Source organism: Nocardioides sp. LML1-1-1.1 (assembly GCF_040676175.1).
Classification (GTDB): Bacteria; Actinomycetota; Actinomycetes; order Propionibacteriales; family Nocardioidaceae; genus Nocardioides.
Map to the genome: position 1 here is coordinate 304760 of NZ_JBEGHK010000004.1, position 17723 is coordinate 322482.

Sequence of the window (17723 nt, forward strand, 5' to 3'; positions counted from 1 at the left end):
AGACGGAGGCCGCCCCGGTGACACAATGCGCCGGTGACCGAACCTCGAACCACGCTCGGGCGTGAGGCGCTCACCGTGCTCCCGCCGGCCGTGGCGCTGCTGGCTGTCCTCGAGGTCGCCACCCGCCACCACGCCCACCACCGCGAGCTGCTGCTGGCGCTGCTCGCCGTCGTGGTGACCCAGGTCCTGCCCGGTGCGGTGATCTGGCGCCTGGTGCGGCCGGTCCACGGGTGGCTGGTCGAGGACCTCGCGCTCGGCCTGGCCGTCGGTGCCGCCTCGGCGGTCGTCGGCCACCTCGCCGGCCTGGCGGTGGGCCTCCCCCGGGTCGGCGGGCTGCTCCCGCTGCTGCTCGCGGTGGTGCTCGTCGCGCTGCCCGCCTCGCGCGAGCGGATCCTGAGCCGTCGTACCGTTCCGCTGCCGCGGCTGTGGGGCGTCCTGGTCACCGTCACCTTCCTCGGTCCGCTGCTGGCGCTGCTGACCGACTACCGCTCGCCGCTGCGCTTCCAGGGCTGGGCCCGGCTCTACGTCGACCTGCCGTTCCACGACGCGCTGGCCGGTGAGCTGATGCACCACTTCCCGCCGCACTACCCGCAGTCCTCGCTGGAGCCGCTGACCTACCACTGGTTCGCGCACGCCTGGACCGCGCAGGTCTCCACCTTCTCCGGCACCTCGCTCGACGTGCTGCTGTGGCGGTTCAACCCGGCGCTGCTGATGGTCGCCGTCCCGCTGCTGACCGCGATCGTCGCGGTGCGGGTCACCCGCACCCCGTGGGCCGGGCCGATCGCCGCCGCGATCGCCTTCCTGCTGCCCGACCTCGCGCCCTGGACCACCACCGGCGTGGACACCCCCCTCTCGACGGCGATGTCGCCCACCCAGCAGTTCGGCATGCTGCTGGTCGTCGGCGTGATCGGCGTGCTGACCGTGCGGTGGCGCGAGCCCGACGCCCGCGGCACCCTCCCGGTGCTGCTCCTGCTGCTCGTCATCACCGGCGGGTCCAAGGGCAGCACCCTGCCCGTCCTGGTGTGCGGCGCACTGCTCGCCACCGCGGCGATGGCGGTGTGCCGCGACCGGGCGCGGCTGCGCGGCGTGGGCCTGGACGCCCTGCTGGCCGTGGTCGTGCTCGGCCTGCTGAGCGTCTTCATGTTCGGCGGTGCCAGCGGCGGGGTCGTGGTGGACCTCGGCGAGGACTTCGTCGGCACCTCGGCGCGCAACATCATCGGCCACGAGGTCTCCGCGACCAGCCTGGCCGGGCTCACCGCCGGCGCGCTCGGCCTGCTCACCCTCGTCCTCGGTGCGGCCGCCGGCCTGGTGCTGCCCTTCCTGCGCGCGACCCGGACCGACCCGGTGGCCTGGTTCCTGCTCGGCACCGGTGCGGCCGGCATCGGCGCCTTCTTCGTGCTCACCCACCCCGGGCTCGCCCAGGGCTACTTCCTCAAGGCCAGCCAGCCCGCGATCGCGATCGCCGCCGCCTGGGGCACGGTCGCGCTCTTCGAGCGCGTCGACGGCGCCGCCGTACGACGGCTCGCCGCGGGCGGAGCCGTGCTCGGGCTGGTGGGCATCGGAGCGTCGTACCTCGTCGGGGACGCGGGGCACGGCCTCGGCCGGGCCCTGGCCGGCCTCGCCGTCTTCGCCGTGCTCGTCGGCGGCGGCGCCTGGGGCGGCTCCCGGCTGGTCCGCTCCGGCGCCCGGGGCGCGCTCGCCGTCGTGGCGGCCGCCCTCGTCACCGCGCCGCTCGTCTCGACCGCTACCTCGGTGCGCGACTGGACCGAGCCGCCCGCACTGGTCGGTCCCGTCCCCTCGCTCGGTGCGATCAGCTCGAAGGACGTCCGGGCGCTGCGCTGGCTGCGCAACCACTCCGACCCCGACGACGTCGTGATCACCAACGACCACTGCCTCGCCGCGCAGGGCACGACCTGCGACCGGCGCCGCTTCTTCGTCGCGGGCTACGCCCAGCGCCGGGTGCTCATCGAGGGCTGGACCTACACCACCAAGGCCTCCGAGCTGTACGCCGAGCACGGCTCCAACGAGTTCTCCGACGACCTGTTCTGGGACCAGGACCTGCTCGCCCTCAACGACGGCTTCATCGAGGAGCCCACCGAGGAGGCGGCACGGAAGCTGTGGAAGCTGGGCGTGCGCTGGGTCGTCGTGTGGCGCCGGGCGCCGCACGCCCGGGACCTCGCACCCTGGGCCACCCGGGTCCACCGCGGCCAGACCCTGACCATCTACCGGCTCGAGCCGCCGGCCGGCACGTGAACGACTCCCGCCGCGACGCCGGCTGGCTCGCCGCGTCGTCCGCGATCGGCGGCGTGCTGGCCTACGTCTTCTTCGCCGGTGCGACCCGGGCGCTCGGCCCGGACGACGCCGCTCCGGTCTCCGTGCTGTGGACCTGGTGGGGCCTGACGGCGGCGGCGATCACCTTCCCGCTGCAGCACTGGATCACCCGGGACGTCGCGGCGCGCGGCGGGTTCGCCGGCGTCCGGGCGCTGCTGTCGGTGCTCAGCCTGCTCGCCGTCGCCGTCGCCGTCGTCGGCGGCGCGGCGACCTGGCTGCTGGGCGAGCCGCTGTTCGGCAGCCGGAGCCCCGCCTTCCCCGCACTGGTGGCGCTGGTGACCCTGGGCTCGGCCGTGATGGGGCTGCTCCGCGGCGCACTGAGCAGCCGCCGGCGCTTCCGTGCCCTCGGCAGCACGCTGCTGGCCGAGAACGGCGTGCGCTGCCTGTGCGTCTTCGCCCTGGTCGCCACGGGCGTCGAGGAGCCGGCGGCCTACGGCGCGGCGATCGTGGTCGGCCACCTCAGCGCGTTCGTGTGGACCTCCGCCCTGGCGCTGCCGCGCACCGGCGAGCCGCCGGCGCGCTCCGGCCTCGGCCTGCTGCTCGGCGCCGCGGGCGGCCAGCTGCTGGCCCAGCTGGTGCTCACCGGCGGTCCGGTCGTGCTCGCCCTCCTCGGCGGGGCGCCGAGCGAGGTGACCGCGCTGTTCGTGGGGCTGGCGATCTACCGGGCGCCGTACATCGTGGCGGTGGGGGTGGTCCCGCAGGCCACCGGCGTGCTGACGACGCTGGTCCTCGAGCGCCGGCACGACCAGCTGCGCCGGGTGCGACGGGTCCTGGTGGCGGTCACGCTGGCGGTGACGGCGGCCGCCGTACCGGTCGGGCTGTGGGTGGGACCGCCCCTCGTCCGGCTGGTCTTCGGCGGCGAGGTGGTCCTGGACCGCTGGGTCAGCGCGATGCTGGCCGCCGGCAGCGTGCTGGCGGTGGCCAACCTGGTCGCGGCCGTCCTCGCCATCGTGCACGCCCGCTCCCACGCCTCCACCACGGCGTGGCTCGCGGGCGTCGTCGTGGCGGCTCCGCTGCTGTTCACCGGCCTCGGCGAGGACGTCCGGATCGGCGCCTGGTTCCTCGCGGTCGAGTCGGTCGCCTTCGCCGTGCTGCTGCTCTCAGTGCGGACCGCGCGGGGACTCCGGGTCGCCGCGCCCTAGACTGCCCGCGTCGCAGAACTGTCGTCACGCCCCGAGCAGGAGATTTCAGCGTGCCCGAGATCAAGCCGTTGCAGAAGGTCCTCATCGCCAACCGAGGCGAGATCGCCGTCCGGGTGATCCGTGCCGCGAAGGACGCCGGCATCGGCAGCGTCGCGATCTACGCCGAGCCCGACGCGAACGCGCTGTTCGTGCGCCTGGCGGACGAGGCCTACTCCCTCGACGGCTCCACCCCGGGCGACTCCTACCTGGTGATCGAGAAGATCATCGAGGTCGCGAAGAAGTCCGGCGCCGACTCGGTCCACCCCGGCTACGGCTTCCTCGCCGAGAACGCCGACTTCGCCCAGGCCGTCCTCGACGCCGGGCTGACCTGGATCGGTCCCCCGCCCTCGGCCATCGAGGGCCTCGGCGACAAGGCCAAGGCCAAGCAGATCGCCCTGGCCGCCGGCGCCCCCCTCGCGCCCGGCCTCAAGGACGCCGTCAAGGACGCCGACGAGATCGTCGCGTTCGCGAAGGAGCACGGCCTCCCGGTCGCCATCAAGGCGGTCTTCGGCGGTGGCGGTCGCGGCCTGAAGGTCGCCCGCACCCTGGAGGAGATCCCCGAGCTCTACGAGTCCGCGACCCGCGAGGCCGTCGCCGCCTTCGGCCGCGGCGAGTGCCTCGTCGAGAAGTTCCTCGACAAGCCGCGCCACGTCGAGACCCAGTGCCTGGCCGACTCCCACGGCAACGTCGTGGTGGTCTCCACCCGCGACTGCTCGCTGCAGCGCCGCCACCAGAAGCTCGTCGAGGAGGCCCCCGCGCCCTTCCTCACCGACGAGCAGAACAAGCGCCTCTACGAGTCCTCCAAGGCCATCCTCCGCGAGGCCGGCTACGTCGGCGCGGGCACGTGCGAGTTCCTCGTCGCCGCCGACGGCACGATCTCCTTCCTCGAGGTCAACACCCGCCTCCAGGTCGAGCACTGCGTCTCCGAGGAGGTCACCGGCATCGACCTGGTCCGCGAGATGTTCCGCATCGCGGCCGGCGAGGAGCTCGGCTACGACGACCCCGAGGTCCGCGGCCACTCCATCGAGTACCGGATCAACGCCGAGGACGGCGGCAACAACTTCATGCCCGCCCCCGGCACCCTGACGAAGTGGAACCCGCCGCAGGGCCCGGGCATCCGCGTCGACGGCGGCTACGAGAACGGCGAGACCATCCCGGGCGCCTTCGACTCGCTGATCGCGAAGCTCATCGTCACCGGACGCGACCGCACCCAGGCCATCGAGCGCTCCCGGCGCGCGATCGCGGAGTTCGAGGTCGACGGCATGCCGACCGCGCTCACCTTCGACGAGGTCATCGTCAACGACCCCGCCTGGGTCGCCGCCTCCAACCCGACCGGTGAGGGCTCCTTCGACGTCTACACGACCTGGATCGAGACCGAGTTCGACAACACCATCGAGCCCTACCAGGGCACCGCGGGTGAGGCCGAGGAGGCGGAGGAGAAGCAGAAGGTCGTCGTCGAGGTCGGCGGCAAGCGGATCGAGGTCGTCCTCCCCGCCGGGCTGGGCGGCATCGCCGCCGGACCGGCCGCGGGCGGTGCGAAGAAGCCCAAGCGCGCCGGCGGCAAGAAGGCCGGCGCCGCGGCGTCGGGCGACTCGGTCACCAGCCCGATGCAGGGCACCATCGTCAAGGTCGCCGTCGAGGAGGGCCAGAGCGTCGCCGAGGGCGACGTGGTCGTCGTCCTGGAGGCGATGAAGATGGAGCAGCCGCTCAAGGCGCACAAGTCCGGGACGATCACCGGCCTGACCGCCGAGGTCGGCGCCACGGTCGGCAACGGCGAGGTCGTCGCCGAGATCAAGGACTGAGCCACCCGCCCAGTCCCTATCGTGTCGGTCATGACGCGCAGCGACGTGACCTTCCGCTCCGGCGACGGCACCTGTGCCGGCTGGCTCTACGAGCCTGCCGGCACGGGGACGACGGCCGGCCCGGTCGTCGTGCTGGCGCACGGCCTCGGCGGCGTCAAGGAGATGCGCCTGGACGCCTTCGCCGAGCGCTTCCGCGACGCCGGCTACCGGTGCCTGGTGTTCGACTACCGGCACTTCGGTGCCAGCAGCGGTGAGCCCCGCCAGCTCCTCGACGTCGAGCGGCAGCTGGAGGACTGGCGCAGCGCCGTCGCCCACGCGCGGACCCTCGAGGGCGTCGACCCCGAGCGGGTGGTCCTCTGGGGGACCTCCTTCGGCGGCGGCCACGTGCTCCGTACGGCGGCCCGTGACCCGCGGGTGGCGGCCGTGATCGCCCAGTGCCCCTTCACCGACGGGCTCGCCTCCACCCTCGCCGTCCCCCCGGTGACCTCGGCCAAGGTCACCGCGCTGGCCGTGCGCGACGTGGTCGGTGCCCGCCGCGGCAGGGAGCCGCTGATGGTCGCGACCTACGGCCCGCCCGGGTCGACCGCGCTGATGACCTCGCCGGACTCCGCCGCCGGGGTGGAGGCGCTCGTCCCCGCCGGGCTCGAGGTCCGCTCCGACGTCGCGGCCCGCTTCGCGCTCGACATCATCCGCTACTTCCCGGGCCGCGACGCCCGCAGGATCGCGGTCCCCGTCCACTTCGCGGTGTGCGAGGACGACGCCGTCGCGCCGACCAGGGCGACCCTGCGGCACGCGGCCAAGGCGCCCCGCGGCGAGGTGAGGATGCAGCCCGGCGGCCACTTCGACATCTACGTCGGCGAGGACTTCGAGCACAACGTCGCCGAGCAGCTCGCCTTCCTCGCCGAGCACGTGCCGGCCGGCGGCTGACCGCCCCGCCTCAGGCCGTACGACGCCGCGGGTCCACCTGCTCCCACCGGACCGCGCGGGCCCGTCCGTGCGCCTTGGCCTGGTAGAGCGCGGCGTCGGCACGCGCGACGGCTTCCTCGATGTCGTCGCGTGCCCGCACCGGCCCGATGCCGAGGCTGACGGTGGTGCCGGAGCCGGCGTAGCGCTGGCCGATGGCGGCGGCCACCTCGTCGGCGTCGCCGTCGGGGGCGAGCAGCACGAACTCGTCGCCACCGAGCCGGCCGACCAGGCCCCGGGCGCCGAGCACCGCCTCGCAGACCTCACCGAAGTGACGCAGCGCCTCGTCGCCGGCGGCGTGGCCCTGTCCGTCGTTCAGCGCCTTGAAGTCGTCGAGGTCGGCGACCAGGACGGCCATCGGCTCGCTGTGCCAGCCACGGTCGATCTCGCGCTGCGCGGTGCGCAGGAACTCGGCGCGGTTGAGCACCCCGGTCAGCCCGTCGCGGGTGGCCCGCACCCGCAGGTCCGAGGTCTGCTGGGCGTGGCCGAGGGTGGCCATGCTGAAGGTCACCACGACGAGCAGCAGCAGGGTCAGCAGCGTGGTCGGCTGCGGTCCGAAGCCGGCGACGAACACCGCGTGGTCCGGACCGACGGCGATGAAGACGAGGGCCCGCAGCAGGTAGAACGCGCCGATGGCACCGGAGGCCAGCCGCATCGCGGAGACCGCGAAGTCGACCGGTCCCTGACCCGGCTCCGGGTCGGCCCGCCGCTCCCGCAGCACGCAGTGCAGCTCCCAGGAGGAGCGGCCGACCATCCCCGCCATCCCCAGCAGGTACGCCGCCCCGCCCGACCACACGTCGTGGACCGGGTCGTCGAGCGCCGACCACGCCAGCACCACCACCGGGACGGGCAGCAGCTGCTGGAGCGGGACCGTGCGCCCGCTGAGCGAGCGGGCCGCCGCCCACACGCCGGCAGCGCCGAGCACGCCGACGGTGTTGCCGAGCGGGTTGGCGACGACCTGGACCGGGGTGCCGTTGCAGAGGTAGAGCGAGGCGCCGACCACGAAGCAGCCCAGCGAGACGCACCACCAGCCGCTGTAGGCCGAGCGGGTGGTCCGGTACGTCGCGAAGTAGAAGAGCACCAGCACGCACGTCGCCACGAGCCCGAAGGCGACGCGGAGGGTGAACGTGTCCAGCACGGCTCCCACCCTAGGCAGGCCGGCGCGGGCGGCACCCGGGAACGCGGAAGGGGTACCCGGATGTGGTCAGCCCTCCCCGAAGGACTAGGCCGGACCATCCACCGGGAGGGCCACCGGCCCGGGACCAAGGTCCCGGAGCGTCCCGGCCCGTAGGCTCGGCGCGTGAACCAGCTGCGCGACCCCGCCCACCGGGTCAGTCCCCGCGCCCGCACCATGTGGCAGCTCGAGGCGGCCATCGAGGCCCTCGTCGCCATCGTCGTCGGGGTCGTGGCCGCGCTGCTCTGGGCGCCGGACGGGCTGCGCTGGCCGCTCGTCGGGCTGGTGGTCGTGGTGTGCGGCGGGTCCGCGGTCGTCGTACCGCTGTGGCGCTATGGGGTGCACCGCTGGGAGGTGTCCGCCACCGCGGTCTACACCCAGCGCGGCTGGTGGGCGCGGGAACGACGGATCGCGCCGATGTCGCGGGTGCAGACCGTCGACTTCGCCCAGGGCCCGCTGGCCCGGGTCTTCGGGCTCGCGACGGTCACCGTGACGACCGCCTCGGCCGCCGGCCCGCTGCAGATCGAGGGCCTCGACCGCGAGGTCGCGCTGCGCCTGGTCGACGACCTGACCCGCAAGGCCGACCTCGTCGAGGGCGACGCCACGTGAGCGCTCCCGCCCCCGAGGCGCCGTGGCAGCGGCTGGACCCACGGATGCTGCTGGTGCACCCGATCACCGAGCTGGTGAAGTTCCTGCCGGTGCTCGTCGGCCTGCTCATCGCCGGCGGCGCCTCCGGTGGGGGGCCGTGGGCGCTGCTCGGTGTCGGGATCCCGGTCTCGCTCGGCGTGGTCCGCTACCTGACGACCACCTTCCGGGTGACCGGTGCCCGGGTCGAGCTGCGCCGCGGGCTGCTCCAGCGGCACACGCTCTCGACCCCGCTGGACCGGGTGCGCACCGTCGACCTGACCGCCTCGCCGATCCACCGCGTGCTCGGGCTGACGACGGTCGTCATCGGCACCGGCAGCGTCGCCACCGACGCCGACGACAAGCTCAGCCTCGACGCGCTCCCCCGCGAGCAGGCCGACGCGCTGCGCCGCCACCTGCTCGCGGCCCTGGACGCCTCGGCGGCCACGCCCGGCGTACCCCCGCCCCCGGAGACGGTGGTGGCCCGGTTCAGCCCGCGCTGGCTCTGGTACGCCCCCTTCACCGGCACCGTGCTGGTCGCCGCCGGTGCCCTGGCCGGCACCGCCGCGCCACTGCTGGAGTCGATCGACATCCGGGTCTCCGAGGACGACCTGGCGTTCTTCTCCCCCGCCGTCGTCGCCGGGCTCGCGCTCGGTGCGCTGCTGCTGGTGGCGGGCCTGGCGGTGGCGGGCTACCTGGTCGTCAACGGCGGTTTCGTGCTGGCGCGGCACGGCGCCGCCTGGCACGTACGACGCGGCCTGCTCACCCAGCGCGAGACGAGCATCGACGTCGCCCGGCTGGCCGGCGCCACCATCGGCGAGCCGGCCGTGCTCCGGCTGGCCCGCGGGCGCCGGGTGAACGCGATCGTCACCGGCCTCGGCGGCAGCCAGGAGAGCGCGACCGTGCTGCTCCCGCCCGCGCCGCGGCAGACCGCCGTCACGACCACCACCGCCGTGCTCGGCCACCCCGAGCCGGTGACCGGAGCCCTGCGCCGGCACGGCCGGGCCGCCACCACCCGGCGGTTCAGCCGGGCCCTGCTCGGCGCCGCCCCGGTCGCCGCCGCGGCCGTCGTGGCCGTGCTCGCCGGCGCACCCCTCGCCGTCGCGGGCGTCGCGGTCCTCGCCGTCGCGCTCGCCCTCGCGCTGGCCACCGACCGGGTCCGGGCGCTCGGCCACGGCCACCTGGCCGGGCACGTCGTCGCCCGCTCCGGCTCCGTGCTGCGGCGCCGGGAGGCGCTCGCGGACGCCCACGTGATCGGCTGGAACCTGCGCGCCACCTGGTTCCAGCGCCGGGCCGGGCTGGTGACCCTCGCCGCGACCACGGCCGGCGGCAGCGGCCGGGTCGAGGTGCTCGACGTACCCGTGCCGGACGCGGTGGGGCTCGCCCTCGCGGCGACGCCCGGCCTGCTCGAGGAGTTCCTGGAGGCCCGATGAGCGCACCCGACGGCACCTACGCACCCGCGGCCGACGGCCGGCCCGACCCGGGCGAGGTCGTGTGGGCGTGGGTGCCCTACGAGGACGACCCACGGCAGGGCAAGGACCGCCCGGTGCTGGTCATCGGCACCGTGGACGGCCCCGAGGAGCTGCTCCACTGCCTGGTGATGACCAGCAAGGACCACGACCGCGACGCCGAGCAGGAGGCCCGTGCCGGGCGCTGGTGGATGGATGTCGGCACCGGGGGCTGGGACCCGCGCGGGCGGCCCAGCGAGGTGCGGCTCAACCGGCTGCTGGTGATCCCGGCGGCCACCGTGCGCCGCGAGGGCGCGGCCCTGCCCCCGGACGTCTACGCCGCGGTGATCGCGGCCCGGCAGCGCTTCGCGGACTGAGTCGTCCTCCGGCTCACACGCCGAGGTCCGCGGCCAGCGCGGCGAGGTGCCGCTCGAAGAGGGCAGCGGGGTCGCCGAGGCCGTCCGGTCCGTACTGGCCGAACACCTCGAAGCTGACGCACCCGAACAACGCGGCCCACACGAGCACGCCGCGGGTCAGCACCGCGTCGGGCAGCGCCACGCCGAACTGCTCGCGGACGCCCTCCAGCCCCGCGGCGAGCGCGGGCGGCGCCGCCTCGTCCTGCGGTACGACGAGCGTGCCGGCCTCGTGCGCCCGCGCCGCGACGTCCAGCAGCAGGCGCACCACCCGGGTGCCCGGCTCGGTCGTCCGCTCCGCGGGGGCCCGGTAGCCCGGGACCGGAGCGCCGTAGAGCAGGGCGTAGGTCGCGGGCTCCGCCAGCGCCCAGGAGCGCAGCGCGCGGCCGAGGACCCGGAAGCGCTCGCCCGGGGCGGCGTCCGGGACGTCGTCGAGAGCGGCCGCGACGGCGTCGGCCAGGTCGTCGTACCCGTCGACGAGGAGCAGGGTGAGCAGCTCGTCGCGGCTGGCGACGTAGCGGTAGACGGCCGAGGAGACCATGCCGAGGTCGCGGGCCACGGCCCTCAGCGAGAGCGCGGCGGCGCCGTACCGGGCGAGGTGGTCGCGGCCGATCCGGGTGATGTCGGCCATCGTCTGGGCCCGGGCCTGCTCGCGGGGAGTTCCGGTCATGGCGACAGTCTGCCAGAAAAAGAGAGCACTGCTCTTGCTTTGTGGGCGCGGCGGTCCTATCGTCGATTCCGAGAGCACTGCTCTCGTTTCCCTTCGAGTCCAGGAGCACCCATGCACCAGCACCACGTCGTCACCGGCGCCGGCCCCGTCGGCAGCACCGTCGCCCTCCAGCTCGCCGAGGCCGGCCAGCACGTCGTCCTGCTCACCCGCTCCGGCAGCGGCCCCGAGCACCCGCTGATCGAGCGGCGCGCCGGCGACGCCGGCCGCGCCGAGGTCCTCGACGCCGCCCTCGACGGCGCCCGGGCCCTCCACCACTGCGTCCACGCCTCCCGGTACGACGCCGCGACCTGGCGCCGCGAGCTGCCGGCCACCGAGCAGGTCGTCCTCGCCGCCGCCGGCCGGGCCGGCACGGTCGTCGTCTTCCCCGAGAGCCTCTACGCCTACGGCGCCGTCACCGGCCCGATCACCGAGGACACGCCCCGCACCGCGACCGAGGGCAAGCCCGGGGTCCGCACCGCCCTGCTCGCCGCCCGGGCCACCTCGGCCACCCCGACGGTCAGCGTCGCGGCCGGCGACTTCTACGGCCCGCGGGTGCTCACCTCGCACGCGGGCGAGCGGATGGTGCCGACGATCCTCGCCGGGCGGACCATGCGGGTGGTCGGCAGCCTGGACCAGCCGCACGCCTTCACCTACGTGCCCGACCTCGCCGCCGCGATGGTCCGGGCCGCGGAGGACCCGGGGCTGTGGGACAGCGTGCTGCACGCCCCGACCGCGCCGGCGCTCACCCAGCGCGAGCTGGTCGCGGCCTTCGCGGCCGCCGGCGACGTACCGGTGCCGAAGGTCGGGGCGATCCCGGCCGGGCTGCTGCGCACGATCGGCCTGGTGCACCGCGACACCCGGGAGCTGGCCGAGATGGCCTTCCAGTTCACCGCGCCCTTCGAGCTGGACTCCCGGCGCAGCGAGGAGCGGCTCGGGCTGAAGCCGACCAGCGTCGAGGACGGCGCCCGGGCCACCGTCGCGTGGTGGCGCGAGCGCCTCAGCGCATGAGGAAGGACGCCCGCCAGATCTTGCGGTCGCGCTCGGAGACCATGTGGTGCTCCTCGAGGACCGGCACGACCTTCTCGCCCATCCACGCGATCGTCTCGCGGTAGGCCTCGTTGCCGAGCGCCTGCCGGCGGGCCTCGCGCGGGTCGAGCCCCACGGCGGCGTAGACGTCGGGATGGACCAGGGAGCGCATGGTCACGTAGGCGACGCGGGCCGTCAGGGTCTGGTGCCAGCGCAGCTGGGCGCGGCTCAGGCCGCGTGCCGACTTCGCGAGCTCGTCGCGGGCGAAGGTGACGTGGCGGGCCTCCTCGGTGACGTGGATCCGGGCCACCATCCGGGCCAGCGGCTGGACCCGCTCGTCGCGCATCAGCTCGCGCTGCCACCGGTCGACCGGCTCCTCGCCGATCAGGATGCCGGCGTAGGCGCTCGCGCCACGCAGGGCCAGCGGGCCGAGCTTGCCCAGCCGACGCGACGCCTGCCGGGGCCCGTACGCCGGCACGCCCATCGCCGCGATGGCGCGGCCGAACATCACGGTGTGCCGGGTCTCGTCACCGACCTCGGTCAGCGCGAACTGGGTGCGTGCCGAGCGCGGGTCGGCGGCGTAGGCGTCGCGCAGCAGGATCTGCATGAGCACGATCTCGAACCAGATGCCGACGCTGGCGATGCTCGCGAGCTCGTGGGCCGACAGGGTGATCCGCTGCTCCTCGCTGAGCCGGTCCCACAGCGGCGTGCCGTAGAGCGACATCCGCTCGGGCTGCATCCACCACAGCCCGGGGACCGGCGGCGCCTCCCAGTCGAGGTCGACCTCGGGGTCGTAGGACTGCCGGGCGGCGGAGCGCAGCAGGCGCTCCGCCAGTGCTTCGGAGGGGGCCTCCGCCGGGGCGGCGGGGGTCGCCGGGTCGAGCAGCGTCATCGAGAAGAGGCCTCTCCGAAACTAGATGCAACCATCAGTAACGGTTAACGGTACTCTGGGCGCCATGGCCAACGTCAAGAGCGACGGACGCACCACCCGCTGGGACGACCACCGCGCCACCCGGCGCGCGGAGTTCGTCCAGGCCGCCGTGCGCGCGATCGACGCGCTCGGCCCGGACGCCTCGGTCGCGGACATCGCCGCCGAGGCCGGGGTCAGCAAGCCGGTCCTCTACCGCTACTTCTCCGACAAGGCCGAGCTGCACGCCGCCGTCGGCGCCTGGGGCTCCGAGCTGGTCCTGGACCGGGTGCTCGCGGCGCTGCTCGAGCCGGCGCCGGCACGCGAGCGGATCACCGCCGGCGTCGAGGCCTACCTCTCGACCATCGCCGAGCACCCGCAGGCCTTCCTGCTGCTCACCCGCCAGCACGCCGGCGGCGACCCGCTCGCCGCGGGCAAGGAGCTCATCGCCTCCAAGCTGTCCCGCCTGCTCGGCGACGTGCTGCGCCTGCTCGGGGGCGACACCGGCGCCGCGGAGCCCTGGGCCCAGGCGGTCGTCGGCCTCGGCAGCTCGGTCGGGCAGTGGTGGCTGGAGCGCCGCACCCTCTCCCGGGCGGCGGCCGCGGGCTACCTCGCCGAGTTCGTCTGGCACGCCCTCGCCGGCGCCGCCGCCGAGCACGGCGTCGACCTCAGCGCCCTCGACCCGGACGCCGGCATGGCGACCGTCCACCCGCTGCGCCAGGACGCCGACGAGTGAGCCACGAGCCCCAGGAGTCGTACGACGGCCCGGCGAGCGTGCTCGTCGACGGCACCGAGCACCCGGTGGCCGTCACCCTGCGCGGCGCCTTCCAGCCGGTCGACGGGCTGTTCCACTGGTACGGCCGGATCACCCACCCGGCGCCGCTGCCGGGCGTGCGCAGCGGCGCCGCGGTGACCCTGCGCACCGCCGTCGGCGAGGCGCCGGCGAAGCTCTCCGACGAGGACCCGTGGGGCCGCTTCCGGGTGACCGGGACCGGCCGGCCGCCGTTCTGAGCGATCAGCCGGGCGTGACGATCACGTTGACGGCCTCGAAGCCGTCCGCGCCCGCCCGGTAGGCGTGCGGCCGGTCGGCGGCGAAGGACACGTGCTCCCCGGCGCCGAAGGCCTGCACCGTGCCGTCGTGCTCGACCTCGCCGGAGCCGGTGAGCACGACGAGCCGCTCGGTGACGCCGGCGACGTGGGCGGGCGAGCGACGCTCGACCCCGGCCGCGAGCCGGAGCAGGTAGACCTCGGTGGTCCGCCCCTCCTCCCGCACCACCCGCAACCGGACGGTGACGATGCCCTCGTCGAGGATCACTGCGCCGTCGTGGTCGTCCATCAGCGCGGCCATCGGCACGCCGAGCGGGGTCGCGACGGCGTACAGCGTCTCCAGGGTGGGGTTGCGCTGCCCGGTCTCCAGCTCCGACAGGGTGCCCTTGCCGATGCCGGCCTCGCCGGCGAGCGCGGAGAGGGAGAGCCCGCGGGCCTCGCGCAGCGCACGGATCCGCGCGCCGACCCCGGCCGCTCGCGTCATCGGCGCTTCCTCACCTAGAGTGTTCTGTATACAGAACGCCGCCGGTGCGTTCGGCAGGAGGCGACGTGTCCCAGGAGAGTACCCACGGCCCCGTGGTGGCCGGCGTGGTCACCGCCGTCGTCGGGTTCAGCAGCTCCTTCGTCGTCGTGCTCGCGGGGCTGACGGCCGTCGGCGCCTCCCCCGCCCAGGCCGCCTCCGGCCTGCTCACCCTGCTCGTCACCCAGGCGCTGGGGATGCTCTGGCTCTCGGTGCGGCACCGCACGCCGCTGATCCTGGCCTGGTCCACCCCGGGTGCGGCGCTGCTGGCCTCCTCGGCCGGGGTCGCCGGCGGCTGGCCCGCGGCCGTCGGCGCCTTCGTCGCGACCGGCGTCCTGGTCGTGCTCACCGGCCTGGTCCCCCGGCTCGGCGACCTGGTCGCGGCCATCCCGCAGAGCCTGGCCCGGGCGATGCTCGCCGGCGTCCTGCTCCCGCTGTGCGTCGCCCCGGTCACCGCGCTCGTCGACGCGCCCGCCGCGGTCGCCCCGGTCGTCCTCACCTGGCTCGTGCTGCTCCGGCTCGCGCCGCGCTGGGCGGTGCCGGCCGCCCTCGCCGTCGCGCTCGGGATCGTGCTCGCCACCGCGCACGTCCCCACCGACGCGCTCGCGCCGAGCCTGGCCTGGACGACGCCGCACTGGACCGCCTCCGCGCTGGTCGGCCTCGCCCTGCCCCTGTACGTCGTCACGATGGCCTCGCAGAACGTGCCGGGCGTCGCGGTGCTCGGCACCTACGGCTACCGCGTGCCGTGGCGCGAGTCGCTGACGGTCACCGGCATCGGCACCATCGCCGGGGCGCCGACCGGCGGGCACGCGATCAACCTCGCCGCCATCAGCGCGGCCCTCGCCGCCGGCCCGGCCGCGGGCCCGGACCGGGCGCGCCGATGGGTGGCCGCGGTCAGCGCGTCGGCGACCTACCTCGTGCTCGCCGTCGCGAGCAGCGCGCTGGCCGCGATGGTGGCCGCCGCCCAGGACGGGCTGATGCAGGCCGCCGCCGGCCTGGCCCTGCTCGGCACCCTCGGCAGCGCGCTCGCCGAGGCGCTCGCCGACCCGCGCGAGCGGGAGTCCGCCGCCGCGACCCTCGTGGTCGCCGCCTCCGGTGTCACCGTGCTCGGGATCGGCGCCGCCTTCTGGGCGCTCGTGGTCGGGCTCGTGTGCCGCGCGGTGCTGCGCCGGCCCGCCTAGACCTCGCAGCCGCGGCGGACCTCGGTCGAGCAGATGTCGCTGCCCGCGCCGCCGAAGCCTGCGTCACGGGCCTTGCCGCCGTCGAGGATGTCGGTGCCGCCGAGGCCGTAGAGCGCGTCCCGCCCGCCGTTGCCGGAGAGGTAGTCGTTGCCCGAGGTGCCCCGGATGGTGTCGCCGAAGCGGGTGCCGTAGGCGATGTTGATCGAGCGCAGGGTGGCCTTGCCGGTGCGCGCCCAGGTCGCCACGCCGCGACCGAGCGCGATCCGCACCGCGCGGTCGAAGGTCTCGAAGCTGACCTGGTCGTCGCCCGCCCCGCCGTTCAGGTACGGCGTCGCCCGCGGGGTCTGCACCAGGAAGGAGTCCAGCCCCGCCTCGCCGTACGCCGAGGAGGAGCCGATGCCGGCCCGGAACAGGTCGTCGCCCTCGCCGCCGTAGCCCCGGGCGCCGAGGGAGAGCTGGAGGACGTCACGCCCCGCGTCGCCCCGGGCGACCCCGCGCGTCACGATGAGCAGGTCGTCGCCGGGTCCGCCGGACGCCGTACCGCCCGCGGCCTCGAGGATGTCCGCGCCGCCGCCACCGCTGATCCGGTCCGCGCCGGCCGCGCCGACGAAGTGGTCGCTTCCCGGGCCGCCGACCATGGTGTCCGCGTCGGCCGTGCCCTGGACCGTCTCGACCAGGGCGTAGGTGTCGTGGCCGTCGCCGTCGACCGTGCCGGTGGCTCCGTTGACGGTCACCGCGTGCAGCGAGGTCAGGTAGGTCAGCAGGTCCCGGTCGCGTCCGCCGTTGATCCGGTCGTCGCCCGCCCCGCCGGCGAAGGCGTCCGCCCCGGTGCCGCCAGACAGCGAGTCGTCGCCCGGGCCGCCCGCCAGCCGGTCCGCGCCACTCTCGCCGAGGATGATGTCGTTGCCGTACTCGCCGTTGATCGAGTCCCGGCCCGCGCCACCGCAGATGATGTCGTTGCCGCTGTCACCGCGGAACCGGTCGTTGCCCGGCCCCAGCCACACCACATCGGGCAGCGGGGTGCCCTGGAGGTCGTCGTCACCGGCGGTGCCGACGATCGTCGCCGTCCGCCCGGCGCAGGTGGGCGCGGCCGCCTGCGCGGGGGCGATCGCCGCGAGGGCACCGACGACGACCAACGACGCCCCGGACACCAGGGCCAGCAACCTCGCGCTCATGACCGGTACCTGTCACGGCACCGGCCCGGCGTTACATCGCCGGCTCAGGTCAGGAAGAAGAAGGTGGACTTCAGGCCGAGGTAGGAGCGGAAGGTGTCGCCCGCGACGTCGATGGTGCGCTTCGTGCCGATCACCCGGATGGTCACCACCCGCCCGCCCCCGGCGCCGTGCCCGTCCCGCTTGACCACCTGCAGGCGGGTCGCCGTCCCGAGCGAGGGCCAGGCCTTCTCCAGCTCGGCCGAGGTCACGGTGTCGGTCCAGGTCCGGACCGGGTCGTAGAGGTCGGCCCGGGCGACGAGGTAGGGCCGCGAGCCCTGCGTCGTCCAGCCGCCGTTGCTGGAGGAGAACTGGGTGAAGGCCGGCTGGCCGCCGTAGCTGCGGACCTCGGTCCGCGTCGCGGTCACCGCGGCGTTGGTCTGGGTGGTCTCCGCGGCGACGCCGCCGTAGACCTGCGACCGGGTGGTGTCGTCGACGTCGTAGCGCGCGCCGGTGCGCGAGCCGCGCTCGAAGGCGGCATAGCTGCGCGCGGCGACCGCCTGGGCCCGCAGCGCCTGGGCGTGCCACAGCGACGGCATCTCCCGGGCGATGACCCCGCGGACGTAGTACTCCAGCGGCACCACGTTGACCACGTCGCGGTGCGCGCCGGTGACCGACGAGCGCAGCGTGCCGCGGTAGAGCGCCGAGCCGGACGGCGTGTAGAGCCGCAGCGTCGGCGCCACGAACTCCGCCTGCCCCTTGATCTGGCGCACCAGGGTCCAGGTGCCCTTGACCGCCACCCAGACCCGGCTGGTCGCGTTGTCGGGCGTCGGCGCGATCATCCAGTGCGTGGCGCCCGTGCGCGCCAACGGGTACGACGTCGTGCTGCCCGTCGCACGCACGCTCAGCCCGCTCTGCGCGCCCACCACGAGCACGTCACGCGTCTCCTTGGTGAGCAGCACCCGGATCGCCCCGCCGGCCGTGCCGACCTTGGTGCCCGGGTAGTAGAAGTTCACGATCTGGCGGTACGTCAGCCCGCGGGTCGCGGCGCCCTGCGCGCCGTACTGCGACATGCCGTGGCCGTGGCCCCAGCCCCGCCCGCTGAGCGGGAACGAGGTGGCCGCGGTGGCCGGCGAGGACTCGACCGCGACCGGCGCGACCACCAGCCCGAGGACGGCGGCGAGGACGGTCACGAGGGTCCGAGAGAGCGCGCGCATCGTCCGAGACTAACCCGGGTTTCAAGCCT

17 protein-coding genes are annotated in these 17723 nt (G+C 75.0%); 11 read left to right on the forward strand and 6 right to left on the reverse strand.

The genetic code is table 11. The features are described 5' to 3' along the window. Positions 1 to 33: 33 nt before the first annotated feature. The 4 genes from MRBLML1_RS16605 (at position 34) to MRBLML1_RS16620 (ending at position 6241) form a co-directional block, all read left to right on the forward strand. Positions 34 to 2253 (forward strand): hypothetical protein, encoded by a 2220-nt coding sequence (locus tag MRBLML1_RS16605; protein WP_364517925.1) that lies wholly within the window; start codon positions 34 to 36, stop codon positions 2251 to 2253. Then, complete coding sequence (locus MRBLML1_RS16610; protein ID WP_364517927.1) at positions 2250 to 3473, forward strand: hypothetical protein; 1224 nt, start codon at positions 2250 to 2252, stop codon at positions 3471 to 3473. Before MRBLML1_RS16605 ends, MRBLML1_RS16610 begins: the two co-directional genes overlap by 4 nt. A gap of 68 nt (positions 3474 to 3541) precedes the next feature. Beyond that, a complete protein-coding gene (locus MRBLML1_RS16615; RefSeq protein WP_414691269.1) occupies positions 3542 to 5314 on the forward strand; it encodes an acetyl/propionyl/methylcrotonyl-CoA carboxylase subunit alpha in 1773 nt (590 codons plus the stop codon). Between the two features lie 30 nt (positions 5315 to 5344). Next, on the forward strand, positions 5345 to 6241 hold the full coding sequence (locus MRBLML1_RS16620) for an alpha/beta hydrolase (RefSeq protein WP_364517931.1): 897 nt from the start codon (positions 5345 to 5347) through the stop codon (positions 6239 to 6241). A gap of 10 nt (positions 6242 to 6251) precedes the next feature. Here MRBLML1_RS16620 and MRBLML1_RS16625 read toward each other — a convergent pair whose 3' ends face one another. After that, on the reverse strand, positions 6252 to 7415 hold the full coding sequence (locus tag MRBLML1_RS16625; RefSeq protein ID WP_364517933.1) for a GGDEF domain-containing protein: 1164 nt from the start codon (positions 7413 to 7415) through the stop codon (positions 6252 to 6254). A 162-nt stretch (positions 7416 to 7577) separates the two neighbouring features. On the opposite strand from MRBLML1_RS16625, the gene MRBLML1_RS16630 reads away from it, so the two are divergent. From MRBLML1_RS16630 to MRBLML1_RS16640, 3 genes are read left to right on the forward strand one after another with little or no spacing between them, the layout of a single operon-like run. Beyond that, positions 7578 to 8060: a PH domain-containing protein gene (locus MRBLML1_RS16630; protein ID WP_364517935.1), complete on the forward strand. Its 483-nt coding sequence runs from the start codon at positions 7578 to 7580 to the stop codon at positions 8058 to 8060. After that, positions 8057 to 9508: a PH domain-containing protein gene (locus MRBLML1_RS16635; protein ID WP_364517937.1), complete on the forward strand. Its 1452-nt coding sequence runs from the start codon at positions 8057 to 8059 to the stop codon at positions 9506 to 9508. The genes MRBLML1_RS16630 and MRBLML1_RS16635 overlap by 4 nt, the downstream gene beginning before the upstream one ends. Beyond that, a complete protein-coding gene (locus MRBLML1_RS16640) occupies positions 9505 to 9900 on the forward strand; it encodes a type II toxin-antitoxin system PemK/MazF family toxin (protein ID WP_364517939.1) in 396 nt (131 codons plus the stop codon). Before MRBLML1_RS16635 ends, MRBLML1_RS16640 begins: the two co-directional genes overlap by 4 nt. Before the next feature lie 13 nt (positions 9901 to 9913). On the opposite strand, the gene MRBLML1_RS16645 is transcribed toward MRBLML1_RS16640, so the two are convergent. Continuing rightward, positions 9914 to 10606: a TetR/AcrR family transcriptional regulator gene (locus tag MRBLML1_RS16645; RefSeq protein WP_364517941.1), complete on the reverse strand. Its 693-nt coding sequence runs from the start codon at positions 10604 to 10606 to the stop codon at positions 9914 to 9916. A gap of 111 nt (positions 10607 to 10717) precedes the next feature. Between MRBLML1_RS16645 and MRBLML1_RS16650 the strand changes: the two genes are divergently transcribed. Next, positions 10718 to 11653, forward strand: coding sequence for an NAD-dependent epimerase/dehydratase family protein (locus MRBLML1_RS16650; RefSeq protein ID WP_364517943.1), 936 nt, complete (start codon positions 10718 to 10720; stop codon positions 11651 to 11653). On the opposite strand, the gene MRBLML1_RS16655 is transcribed toward MRBLML1_RS16650, so the two are convergent. Then, positions 11643 to 12563, reverse strand: coding sequence for an AurF N-oxygenase family protein (locus MRBLML1_RS16655; protein WP_364517945.1), 921 nt, complete (start codon positions 12561 to 12563; stop codon positions 11643 to 11645). The two genes, MRBLML1_RS16650 and MRBLML1_RS16655, sit on opposite strands and share 11 nt — an antisense overlap. A gap of 64 nt (positions 12564 to 12627) precedes the next feature. Between MRBLML1_RS16655 and MRBLML1_RS16660 the strand changes: the two genes are divergently transcribed. Both MRBLML1_RS16660 and MRBLML1_RS16665 read left to right on the forward strand, forming a co-directional pair. Then, a complete protein-coding gene (locus MRBLML1_RS16660) occupies positions 12628 to 13314 on the forward strand; it encodes a TetR/AcrR family transcriptional regulator (protein ID WP_364517947.1) in 687 nt (228 codons plus the stop codon). Then, positions 13311 to 13589, forward strand: a complete 279-nt coding sequence (locus MRBLML1_RS16665) for a DUF4873 domain-containing protein (protein ID WP_364517949.1) — start codon at positions 13311 to 13313, stop codon at positions 13587 to 13589. Before MRBLML1_RS16660 ends, MRBLML1_RS16665 begins: the two co-directional genes overlap by 4 nt. A gap of 4 nt (positions 13590 to 13593) precedes the next feature. Here the strand turns inward: MRBLML1_RS16665 and MRBLML1_RS16670 are convergent, their stop codons facing one another. Then, a complete protein-coding gene (locus MRBLML1_RS16670) occupies positions 13594 to 14109 on the reverse strand; it encodes a helix-turn-helix domain-containing protein (RefSeq protein ID WP_364517951.1) in 516 nt (171 codons plus the stop codon). 65 nt (positions 14110 to 14174) lie between these two features. Here MRBLML1_RS16670 and MRBLML1_RS16675 point away from each other — a divergent pair, with 65 nt between their 5' ends. Continuing rightward, entirely contained in the window at positions 14175 to 15326 is a 1152-nt protein-coding gene (locus tag MRBLML1_RS16675; protein ID WP_364517953.1) for a benzoate/H(+) symporter BenE family transporter, read from the forward strand. Here MRBLML1_RS16675 and MRBLML1_RS16680 read toward each other — a convergent pair. Beyond that, positions 15323 to 16501: a calcium-binding protein gene (locus tag MRBLML1_RS16680; protein ID WP_364517955.1), complete on the reverse strand. Its 1179-nt coding sequence runs from the start codon at positions 16499 to 16501 to the stop codon at positions 15323 to 15325. The two genes, MRBLML1_RS16675 and MRBLML1_RS16680, sit on opposite strands and share 4 nt — an antisense overlap. A 44-nt stretch (positions 16502 to 16545) precedes the next feature. Continuing rightward, on the reverse strand, positions 16546 to 17694 hold the full coding sequence (locus tag MRBLML1_RS16685; RefSeq protein ID WP_364517957.1) for a SpoIID/LytB domain-containing protein: 1149 nt from the start codon (positions 17692 to 17694) through the stop codon (positions 16546 to 16548). Between the last annotated feature and the right edge of the window lie 29 nt (positions 17695 to 17723).

What these genes read in the sequence shown, in the direction of transcription:
- MRBLML1_RS16620 (WP_364517931.1), top strand. Translation starts at nt 5,345, where the DNA reads ATGACGCGCAGCGACGTGACCTTCCGCTCCGGCGACGGCACCTGTGCC.
- MRBLML1_RS16640 (WP_364517939.1), top strand. Translation starts at nt 9,505, where the DNA reads ATGAGCGCACCCGACGGCACCTACGCACCCGCGGCCGACGGCCGGCCC.
- MRBLML1_RS16645 (WP_364517941.1), bottom strand. Translation starts at nt 10,606, where the DNA reads ATGACCGGAACTCCCCGCGAGCAGGCCCGGGCCCAGACGATGGCCGAC.
- MRBLML1_RS16650 (WP_364517943.1), top strand. Translation starts at nt 10,718, where the DNA reads ATGCACCAGCACCACGTCGTCACCGGCGCCGGCCCCGTCGGCAGCACC.
- MRBLML1_RS16655 (WP_364517945.1), bottom strand. Translation starts at nt 12,563, where the DNA reads ATGACGCTGCTCGACCCGGCGACCCCCGCCGCCCCGGCGGAGGCCCCC.
- MRBLML1_RS16660 (WP_364517947.1), top strand. Translation starts at nt 12,628, where the DNA reads ATGGCCAACGTCAAGAGCGACGGACGCACCACCCGCTGGGACGACCAC.
- MRBLML1_RS16670 (WP_364517951.1), bottom strand. Translation starts at nt 14,109, where the DNA reads ATGACGCGAGCGGCCGGGGTCGGCGCGCGGATCCGTGCGCTGCGCGAG.
- MRBLML1_RS16680 (WP_364517955.1), bottom strand. Translation starts at nt 16,501, where the DNA reads ATGAGCGCGAGGTTGCTGGCCCTGGTGTCCGGGGCGTCGTTGGTCGTC.
- MRBLML1_RS16685 (WP_364517957.1), bottom strand. Translation starts at nt 17,694, where the DNA reads ATGCGCGCGCTCTCTCGGACCCTCGTGACCGTCCTCGCCGCCGTCCTC.